This is a genomic window from Salinivibrio sp. HTSP (assembly GCF_003390965.1).
Taxonomy (GTDB): Bacteria; Pseudomonadota; Gammaproteobacteria; order Enterobacterales; family Vibrionaceae; genus Salinivibrio; species Salinivibrio kushneri.
The window spans coordinates 1-9,459 of record NZ_PXUD01000096.1; the positions used below are offsets into that span (position 1 = coordinate 1).

Below are 9,459 nucleotides of genomic sequence, written 5' to 3' on the forward strand. Positions count from 1 at the left end.
ACTGTTAATCCGTATGTCACTGGTTCGAGTCCAGTTGGGGGAGCCACATTTTAAGAAAGCGCTAACCGAAAGGTTGGCGCTTTTTTTGTTTGGCTATCGCCAAATATGTCACTGGGCTAGGCGCCCCCGACTAGGCGTCCCCGTGAGTCCAGTCGGGGAGCCACTTTTAAAGAAAATGCTAGCCGAAAGGTTAGCGTTTTTTTTGTTTGGCTATCGCCAAATATGTCACTGGGCTAGGCGCCCCCAACTAGGCGTCCCCGTGAGTCCAGTCGGGGAGCCACTTTTAAAGAAACGCTAGCCGAAAGGTTAGCGTTTTTTTGTTTGGCTATCGCTGCCGTATTACTCGCCCACACTCTAAGTCGCGATAACGCACTTAGTCCCCATAAATGGCCTCTACTAAAAAATTCGCGACTTCCGTTAAACACAGCGTCTTTGCCGCTCCCCCTCGTTCAATTGCCACGCGAGGCATTCCCCATATAACAGAGCTGGCTTGGTCTTGCGCGGCGGTCAGCGCCCCCGCTTGGCGCATTTTCAATAGCCCAGTGGCGCCATCTCTTCCCATTCCGGTCAATATCACGCCAATCGACTGTCTGCCGACAGAACCTGCGATGGATGAAAACATCACATCCACGGAAGGGCGATGGCGCTCAACGGGAGCACTATCGGAGAGCTGACAGTACAAATGTCCTTGCCGGTTGACCACGGTGAGGTGTCGATCGCCAGGCGCGACATACACGCGCCCTTGCGCCAACAGCACTGTGTCTGATGTGACGGCTTCAACTTGCAATCGACATACGCGGTCTAATCGCTCGGCAAAAGGGCCACAAAACGCGGCTTTGATATGCTGTGTGACTACAATGGGTGGCATGTGCTTGGGTAAGCGCTCGAGGATACCACGTAGAGCCTCTGTCCCGCCCGTCGATGCCCCTAGCCCGATCACTTGATAGCCACTACGGTTGAAATGCTGACGATCGATGGTGACGTTCGGCGGTTTATTCCAAAGGTTTGTGTGGCCAACACTCGCCTGCGCCGCCATCTTCACTTTGCTGATCAGCTCCTCACGCTCACGGATCATGGCAGTGGCAAGGTTCAATGATGGTTTAGGTACATAATCCACCGCCCCAACCTCCAGTGCTGTCAGGGTGACATCTGCGCCATGCTGGGTCAGGGTCGACACCATGATCACTGGCATCGGTCGTAAACGCATCAGGTTTTTAAGAAACTGGATGCCATCCATTTTGGGCATTTCAACATCGAGCGTGATCACATCCGGGTTAAACTTTTTTATTTTTTCACGCGCCTCGTAAGGATCGGCAGCCAAGCCAACGACCTCTAACTCGCTGTCACTGTCTAAGCATTCCCTGATTAGGGTGCGATAGAGCAAAGAATCATCAACCACCAATACTTTGTAACGATATGGGCTCATCAGAATAGCTCCACGTCTTGCTCATCGGTGCCATCCTCATAAGACTCTCGCAGCAAGCGCTGATTGTACTGGCTCTCTTCCGCCACCAATTGCTGACTCAGTGACTGGATTTTCTTCACCCAAGCCTTACCCGTGCGAGGATCGAAGAGCACTTGGCGCGGAAAGACCTGTCCAAGATCTTCCGACACCAAGAGAAGCTGCTCATTGGTGACATATTGACGAACAAAGTCGATATTTTTGCGGCCAATGGCAATATTTTGCCTCATAATGTTACCACCACCGAATAACTTCACTCTTAGCCGACTTTTTACCGCCCCTTGTTGAAGCAAAGAATTAATCAGTATTTCCATGGCGTAATTACCGTAACGGGCAGCATGAGACAAATACGGCTCCGCTGTCCAAGCACTCTCTGCCTCTTCGCACTTAAGAGGCAACATAAAATGGTTCATGCCGCCCACTTGGGACTCGGGATCCCAAATACACGCAGCAATACATGAGCCCAAGCCAGTGGCAATCAACTCATCATTAGCGCTGACATAAACATCGCCCGGTTGTAGCTTCACCATGTGCTTGTCGTGCTCAGGACTAAAAAAACGGGTGAGTGTTTTCTCTTGAGCATGCCGGTGTAATTCCAGGGCTTGGCGCATATCACTCCCGTTTACGGTATATGGTGTGGCCTAAATTATCGAACTTCTCCGCCATCTTTCCGAGTCCTTCAGAATGGCCGATAAAAAGTACCCCCGCCGGTACTAACTGGTGCCAGAACCGCTCAAGCAGCCGTTGCTGTGTGGCGCGATCAAAATAAATCATCACGTTACGACAAAAAATCGCATCCATCGCTTGCTTATGAGGCCACTCTCCTTTCAGGTTAAGTGGCTCGAAACGGATCGCATCCCGAAGCTGGCGCTTGGCCTTGAATAGATCTTGCTTGACGCCTTTTCCTTTTAAGAACCCGTTTTGCAAATAAATTTCTGGAATCGAATGGACAGCATCCAAACTGTAAAAGCCTTTGCGAGCCGTATTGAGCACATGGGTGTCTAAATCAGTGGCGAGGATTTGTACATCCCATTGCCTCTCTAACAACCCATGCCCTGCAAGTACAGCGGCAATGGTGTAAGGCTCTTCCCCCGTCGAGCAGCCCGCAGACCAAATCCGAATACGCTTTTGCTTAGCCGCTTGCCAATAGGGGATCAATTCGCGGGCTAAAAACTCGAAATGGTGGCGCTCACGAAAAAACTGGGTTTTATTGGTGGTCAGTGCATTAACAAACGCGACTCGTTCGTCTTTACTCTGCTCAACCAACGCGAAATAGTCATCAAATGTCGCCGTGCCTGTTCTACGTAGGCAACGCACCAGGCGGCCATACACCATATTTTTCTTTTTATCCGTAAGAAAAATTCCCGTCTCATTCGCCATAAACACTTGTACATATTTAAAATGATGCTGACTAAAATCGTAAGCACCAGATGGCGCAGTCATGGTTAAAATTCCTCCCACTCATCACTGACCTCATCACTCGAAGGCCTTTGATGACTACTCGCTTGGCGAGGCTCGTAGGCGGCTTCTCCATTGCGGTAATATTTCCCTCTTGCCTTGGAAACGGCTTTATTGGCGTGCTTGGGCGCGCTTTTACGTTGAGTGTGAGGAGGATGAAGATCCGCTAACTTTTCAGCATCGATGTCAACTTGAAAGAAACCAACCAGGTTGATTAACTCGGCACCTTCTTCCCGCATCGCCTGACTAGAAGCTGCAGCCTCTTCGACTAAGGCCGCGTTTTGTTGCGTCATTTGATCCATTCGAGCCACGGAACGGGTGATTTCATCAATACCTGTGGCTTGCTCTTGACTTGCCACATTGATCCTATCAATGAGCTGAGAGACCTCAGACACAGAGGCGACAATCTCTCCAAGCATCGCGCCTGATTCATCCACCAGCTTCGAGCCTTGCGCGACTTTTTCCACACTGTCCTTGATTAAGTCTTTAATCTCTTTCGCTGCGCCCGCACTGCGTTGTGCCAAGCTACGCACTTCCCCCGCCACAACGGCAAAGCCACGTCCTTGCTCCCCCGCACGCGCCGCTTCCACCGCCGCATTCAAGGCAAGCAAATTGGTCTGGAAGGCGATTTCATCAATCACCCCAATAATATCGGCAATTTTCTTGCTGGCATCATTGATTTCCGCCATCGCTTCGATGGTTTCTTTGACTACATCACCGCCCTTGCTCGCTTTTTCACTGGCCTTACTCGACGCCAAATTCGCCGATGATGCACTCTCGGCATTTTGCTTTACCGTCGCGGTCATTTGCTCCATGCTCGCCGCAGTTTCTTGTAAGTTAGCTGCCTGCTCTTCGGTGCGCTCACTGAGATCATTATTACCCTCAGCAATTTCGGCTGACGCTGACGCCACCCTTGCCGACGAGTGCGTGATCTTTTCAACCATATTACGAACATTGTTGATCGAGGTATTAATCGCTCGGCTGAGAACGTCAAAGTCGCCTTTGTAGTCTTCCGACATGGTCATTTTCAGGTCGCCTTTAGATACGCCCTGCATGACGCGAATAGACTCGTTCACCGGATCAATAAAGCTATCCAATAATTGATTGATACCGTTGCCGAGTTTCGCCATAGAGCCACGGTATTGACTGGTGTTCATTCTTGCAGTGAGGTTGCCTTCCGCAGCACTCGCAATCAGCCGTTCAACCTGGCGCTGACCATCCAGCTGCTCAGTAATATCTTCCCATTGCAACCCTGGCCCGATGTATTCGCCATCATCGTCATAAAGCGCAATACAACTCAGCGCAAATTCGAGTTTCCCCACCGTAATTTCCGCTCGGTAAGGCATACAGTCAGGGTTGGCAATCACAGACTGTTGGTGCGCAGGATTTTTATGGAATTGATCAATACTGGACCCCACCAGCTTATCCACTGAGAAGTTGGGGAAGATTTCACGCATTTCACTCTCACGACTTTTGAATAATTTGGTCACAGCCGGATTGAGGTAACGAATAATGCCGTCTTTATCGGCCAGCATGACATTGGTGGTCATTCCTTCCACAATGGCAGCAAGCAACGAGTGCTCTGACTCTTTTTTGCGCTTTATCGTGACATCACGCCACTCAATCGTCGTGCCGATATGCTTTCCATGACGGTCGTAGTTGGCGGTAGCATGAAACTCAAAACGCGCCTCTTTAAGGCGGATATCCCGGTTAATGGGCATTTTCTCAGGATTCAGAAAGGTTTCGCGCTGCAGTTGAGGGAATAAGTAGTCGATGTATTTGCCAAGAATGTCGTCACGGCTGGCGGCAAAGGCACTATTTTTCGCGCAGAAGGCTTTCTCATACTGTTTGCACAATGTCACTGCCTGCTCATTCACATGCGTGATCTCACCGTGTGCTCCGAGTAAGACAAAGGCACTGTGGGTATGGTCCAGCGCCGCTTTAAGGCGTTTATGTTCCTCGGTTTGGTGGGCACGTGCCGTCACATCACACAGCTCAACACTGTAGCCGTCTCCATCAGCGACTTTACTGGCAGACACCCGCAACTTACCCACGCCTAACTCGATGGTTTGGACAGATGGTTTGTCGTCGATAAGCTGCTGCCACTGTTGGTAGTCGACTACGTCAGTCGCGAGTATGCGGCTCATGGGTTGACCAACGAGTACCTCACTTTTCGCGATAAAATCCTCGTTGCCACGTTCGCGAATCGCAGCCTGGTAACATTGCAACAGTTGCAGCGCACGTCGATTAATTAAGGTGACGTGCTGCTGACTATCAAGCATCACAAGTGCAGCAGGCGAGACATTCAGTGCCGCGAGAAGCTGCACATTCTGTTTGGTCTGTTGGTTGTCTTGCTTTGCTTCCCTTTTAAACCACGCCATATTCTAGTCCTCGTTTGCACTTTCTGGTTGTGCGCTTTGTTGTAACTGATCAAAGTCGAACAACTGCTCCAAATTAATTAATACCAGGTGTCTGTCATTCACCGCCGCAATGCCTTCCATATACCACTCATCCTGATGATGAAGCCCCGGAGGATCCTTAATTTGCTGCTCTTCCAAATGGTGTACTTCTGCTACCGCATCCACCACGATGCCAAGCGACACCCCTTGTTGGCTACGCACGATAATAATGACGCTCGTGGCGCTGATCGTTGCGGGGGGCATGTCAAAGCACTGACGAATATCCATAATCGGAATGTATTCTCCCCGTCGCTCCAGCACCCCTAACATATGCGGCAGGGTGTTAGGGATACGGCGAACGTCCGACCACCCTCTTACTTCTTTCACATCGAGTATATGGACGCCGTATTCTTCATCTTCGAGTAAGAAACTTAAGTATTCTCGCGATTGCGTCATGCTCTCACCTATATCCATCGCTCGATACGCAACAGCTCATCGACATTCACCAATGACATCACCCGTTCGCCAACATTGAGTAAGCCGCTGACATAAGCAATCACTTGAGAATCACCGAGTGGAGGCATAATTTGTCCCTCCCCTTGGTCAACCACATCCGAGACGGCATCAACCACGACGCCCATAATTTTGCCATTGGCCATCTCACTGGCTCGCAGAATCAGCACCACCGTCTCTCGATGATAGTCCACTTGAGAGGCTTGAAAGCGGATGCGTAGATCCATCACCGGCACGATCATCCCACGCAAGTTGATCACGCCAAGAATAAATGCCGGTGAGCGTGGGATAAGCGTGGGAGGCGACCAAACACGGATCTCTTCCACCATTTGAATGTCCACGCCATACAGCTCGCCATCGAGTTCGAAGCTTAGATAATCACTGCCTTGCAGTTGCTCAACACGGTCATCAATATCAAGCACAGTGTCTGATTCCACTCCCGTCTGCATATCATCTCCTTATGCCGCGGCAATATGGCCGCTCGCATCACTGACACGGGCTAAAAACTGCGTGATCAAGCCTTGAATATCTAAGATGAGAGAAACAGAGCCATCGCCTAAAATGGTCGCGCCAGAAATACCCGGTACGCGAGCGTAATTGGACTCCAAGCTTTTAATCACCACTTGCTGCTGACCAAGTAGCTCATCAAGTAACAGGCCGACCTTTTTATCTCCCGCTTCCACCAAACACAGCAGTTGTTTATCGAGATCATCGTCAGTGCTGCCCAAGCCAAATTCTTCTTTGAGTCGAAGAATGGGAATATTTTCTTCTCTCAAGCGATAGAGCTGCACACCGGATGCGGTCTTAATTTGGCGACTATCCACCTGAAGCGATTCAATGATAGAGATCAAAGGCACTACGTAGACTTCTTCTGCGATTTTCACCAGTTGACCGTCCAAAATCGCCAGTGTCAGCGGCAAGCTGATTTTGAAGGAACAGCCTTGATCTACCGTTGAGTGCACATCAATATTGCCACCTAACTGCTCGATATTACGCCGTACCACATCCATGCCCACCCCACGTCCAGAAACATCAGACACCTGTTCTACGGTTGAAAAGCCTGGGGAAAACACCAGGTTAAATACATGGCTATCCGTCAATTCACAGAGCGGGATATCATCAGAAATCAGCCCTTTATCAAGTGCTTTTCGCCAAACCCTTTCTTTATCCAAACCTGAGCCATCGTCACTGACTTCAATGACAATCGAGCCACCTTGATGATAAGCGTTCAGATGCACCATCCCAGTTTCTGGCTTGCCTTTTTCCATGCGTACTGCCGGGGTTTCTAAGCCATGATCAACCGCGTTGCGAACCAAGTGAACCAGCGGATCAGAAATGCGCTCAAGCACGGTTTTATCGAGCTCGGTATTCTCCCCCTCAATCACCAACTCCACTCGCTTTCCCAATTGCAAGGATAGGTCGCGAATCAAGCGAGGGAAGCGGTTAAAAGCAAAACTGATGGGCAACATACGGATATTGAGCACGCTTTCTTGTAGCTCTTTGGTATTGAGCATCAGTTGCTCAAGGCCAGATTGCAATTGCTCAAGCCGCTCAGGGGAGAAGTCACTACTTAACTCTGCCAACATCGACTGCGTAATTACTAGCTCGCCCACGAGGTTGATTAGGTTATCGACTTTATCGATGTCCACGCGGATCGAGGAGACACTGGCATCACTTTTCACCGCGGGTTTGTTAGCTTTCTTGACAGCGGGGGTTGGCTCGGAAGATGAGGCATTTGCCGACGTTTGTGGCTCAGTGACAGGCGCTTCCGCCACAGTAGACGCGGTATCCATATCACTGGGCACGCTACGATGAATGGGGGTAATGGTGAGATCGCATTCGTCTTCAACCCATTCGAAAATCGCTTCGATTTCATCGCGTGGGACATGACCATCAACCTGAATATCCCACCGTAAATACAGATTTTCTGGGTCTAGCTGCGCAAAGGTTGGTAGGTGGGTAGAGTCACAACGAACCTCCGCCCCACCAGGTAATGCATGTAACTCACGCAAAATCCGCACAGGATCATTGCCTGAAAATAACATCGCTGGATCCGGCACAAAGCAGATTGCCCACTTTTCGATATCTGAGCCGGCCGGCTCTTGCGGGGCCAGGTCAGTCGACAACGGCGCCGAGGAGAGATCGCTTGATGAGGAAGAGGCAGAATCATCACTATCCATGATCGCATTGAGGGCGGCATTGACTGCATCGGGTTCGCTTTTATCGTACTCAGCGTCATTTTCGTAAGCCTCAAGCATCGCGAGAATGCAATCCACACCACGCAGAAGAGTATCAATGGTTTGCCTATCGAGTTGTCGGTTGCCCTCGCGTGCCTCATCAAGCAAGGTTTCCATCACATGGGTGAAGTGGCTGATATCGTCAAGATTAAAAGTCGCCGCGCCACCTTTAATCGAGTGCGCGGCACGGAAAATGGTATTCATGGATTCAAAATTTGCTGCACCGAGGTCGAGTGCGAGCAGGCCTCTTTCGAGCACTTCAAGGTTCTCGCGACATTCCTCGTAGAAAATGCGTCGCAATTGATCCATATCCATGGCCATATCCCCCTCCGTTGATGTGCCTTACAGCACACGCTTGAGTGTTTTCAATAAGGTATCGGGGTTAAAGGGTTTGACGATCCATCCAGTCGCGCCCACCGCCTTCCCCGCCGACTTTTTCTCAGCAGAGCCTTCGGTGGTAAGCATCAAGATAGGCGTAAACTTATATTGCTGCACCTCTCTCACTTGTTTAACAAATTCAATGCCATCCATTACTGGCATATTGACGTCGGAGATGATCAAATCAAACGTTTTAGACTTTGCTTTTCGCAATGCATCGGCCCCGTCGTTGGCCGTCTCAACGTGATAACCTGCCTCCTTTAATGTGTGGCTCACCATTTGCCGAATGGATACCGAATCATCCGCTGCGAGTATATTTGCCATCCTCTTACTCCAACTCCGTCGATCAACTATGTAGTTTCAATAAGGTGGTCATGCCAGTCTGTTGCGCTGAGATAAACAGGCAGTCAGGGACGTTCAACCACTCAACATCATCACAAGTCAGTACCCACGCCAATAACAACTGCAGGCCAGCACCATCGATTCGGCTCAGTTGGCTCGCGTCAATCACACATGAAGAGGCGTCCGCGACTTTCGCCTCCCAGTCCGCTTTGGCTTGATGTACGTGAGAAACGTCGAGAGATTCTCCGAGTTTTATTTGCATGGCTGAACCGCCCTAAACGGTTGTCAAAAAAGACATCTCATTGGCTTGTTGGATAAGTGTAGCAATAATCAATCGAACAACTTATATAAGGCCTTATTTTTGCTGAGGCGGTTTTGGTCAATGCCTTGTTTATGAATCAGCACCATCAAGAATAGAAATTAAAAAACAATAAGATAAGAAAATCAGGCGGGATAAATGACAAAGCAAAGACACCTTTATGTGGCTTTTTGCCAATGCAAATTAATGAATAAGATCACAAAAAGTCGATATGCCAGGCAGGAATTCAGGTTTATACCCATGGAATGCGTCAGTTAAATAGACTTTGACATTCTTAGGTTAATGCTATTAAATAGAGCACCTTAGCCCGGATAGCTCAGTCGGTAGAGCAGGGGATTGAAAATCCCCGTG

At 49.7% G+C, this 9,459-nt stretch carries 9 protein-coding genes; all 9 read right to left on the bottom strand.

The features are described from left to right. Positions 1–373: 373 nt before the first annotated feature. The 9 genes from C7A19_RS14290 to C7A19_RS14330 are packed head-to-tail and all read right to left on the bottom strand — an operon-like array spanning position 374 to position 9,051. Positions 374–1,426 carry a chemotaxis response regulator protein-glutamate methylesterase gene (locus tag C7A19_RS14290; protein ID WP_077484323.1) on the bottom strand — a complete coding sequence of 351 codons (1,053 nt, stop codon included), beginning with the start codon at positions 1,424–1,426 and terminating at the stop codon, positions 374–376. Continuing rightward, on the bottom strand, positions 1,426–2,073 hold the full coding sequence (locus tag C7A19_RS14295) for a chemotaxis protein CheD (RefSeq protein ID WP_069363408.1): 648 nt from the start codon (positions 2,071–2,073) through the stop codon (positions 1,426–1,428). The genes C7A19_RS14290 and C7A19_RS14295 overlap by 1 nt, the downstream gene beginning before the upstream one ends. Before the next feature lies 1 nt (position 2,074). After that, entirely contained in the window at positions 2,075–2,905 is an 831-nt protein-coding gene (locus C7A19_RS14300) for a protein-glutamate O-methyltransferase CheR (protein WP_116645222.1), read from the bottom strand. A gap of 2 nt (positions 2,906–2,907) precedes the next feature. Next, entirely contained in the window at positions 2,908–5,301 is a 2,394-nt protein-coding gene (locus tag C7A19_RS14305; RefSeq protein WP_116645223.1) for a methyl-accepting chemotaxis protein, read from the bottom strand. Positions 5,302–5,304: 3 nt separating this feature from the next. Continuing rightward, positions 5,305–5,775, bottom strand: a complete 471-nt coding sequence (locus C7A19_RS14310; RefSeq protein WP_077649208.1) for a chemotaxis protein CheW — start codon at positions 5,773–5,775, stop codon at positions 5,305–5,307. Positions 5,776–5,783: 8 nt separating this feature from the next. Beyond that, the gene (locus tag C7A19_RS14315) at positions 5,784–6,281 is read right to left on the bottom strand and encodes a chemotaxis protein CheW (RefSeq protein WP_069363404.1); all 498 of its coding nucleotides are present in this window, start codon (positions 6,279–6,281) and stop codon (positions 5,784–5,786) included. A gap of 9 nt (positions 6,282–6,290) precedes the next feature. After that, positions 6,291–8,390, bottom strand: coding sequence for a chemotaxis protein CheA (locus C7A19_RS14320; protein ID WP_116645224.1), 2,100 nt, complete (start codon positions 8,388–8,390; stop codon positions 6,291–6,293). 21 nt (positions 8,391–8,411) lie between these two features. Continuing rightward, complete coding sequence (locus tag C7A19_RS14325) at positions 8,412–8,771, bottom strand: response regulator (RefSeq protein ID WP_069363402.1); 360 nt, start codon at positions 8,769–8,771, stop codon at positions 8,412–8,414. Between the two features lie 22 nt (positions 8,772–8,793). Next, complete coding sequence (locus C7A19_RS14330) at positions 8,794–9,051, bottom strand: STAS domain-containing protein (RefSeq protein ID WP_116645225.1); 258 nt, start codon at positions 9,049–9,051, stop codon at positions 8,794–8,796. Between the last annotated feature and the right edge of the window lie 408 nt (positions 9,052–9,459).

Coding starts and splice junctions, on each gene's coding strand:
- C7A19_RS14320 (WP_116645224.1), bottom strand. CDS start 8,390: ATGGCCATGGATATGGATCAATTGCGACGCATTTTCTACGAGGAATGT.
- C7A19_RS14330 (WP_116645225.1), bottom strand. CDS start 9,051: ATGCAAATAAAACTCGGAGAATCTCTCGACGTTTCTCACGTACATCAA.
- C7A19_RS14290 (WP_077484323.1), bottom strand. CDS start 1,426: ATGAGCCCATATCGTTACAAAGTATTGGTGGTTGATGATTCTTTGCTC.
- C7A19_RS14295 (WP_069363408.1), bottom strand. CDS start 2,073: ATGCGCCAAGCCCTGGAATTACACCGGCATGCTCAAGAGAAAACACTC.
- C7A19_RS14310 (WP_077649208.1), bottom strand. CDS start 5,775: ATGACGCAATCGCGAGAATACTTAAGTTTCTTACTCGAAGATGAAGAA.
- C7A19_RS14300 (WP_116645222.1), bottom strand. CDS start 2,905: ATGACTGCGCCATCTGGTGCTTACGATTTTAGTCAGCATCATTTTAAA.
- C7A19_RS14325 (WP_069363402.1), bottom strand. CDS start 8,771: ATGGCAAATATACTCGCAGCGGATGATTCGGTATCCATTCGGCAAATG.
- C7A19_RS14315 (WP_069363404.1), bottom strand. CDS start 6,281: ATGCAGACGGGAGTGGAATCAGACACTGTGCTTGATATTGATGACCGT.
- C7A19_RS14305 (WP_116645223.1), bottom strand. CDS start 5,301: ATGGCGTGGTTTAAAAGGGAAGCAAAGCAAGACAACCAACAGACCAAA.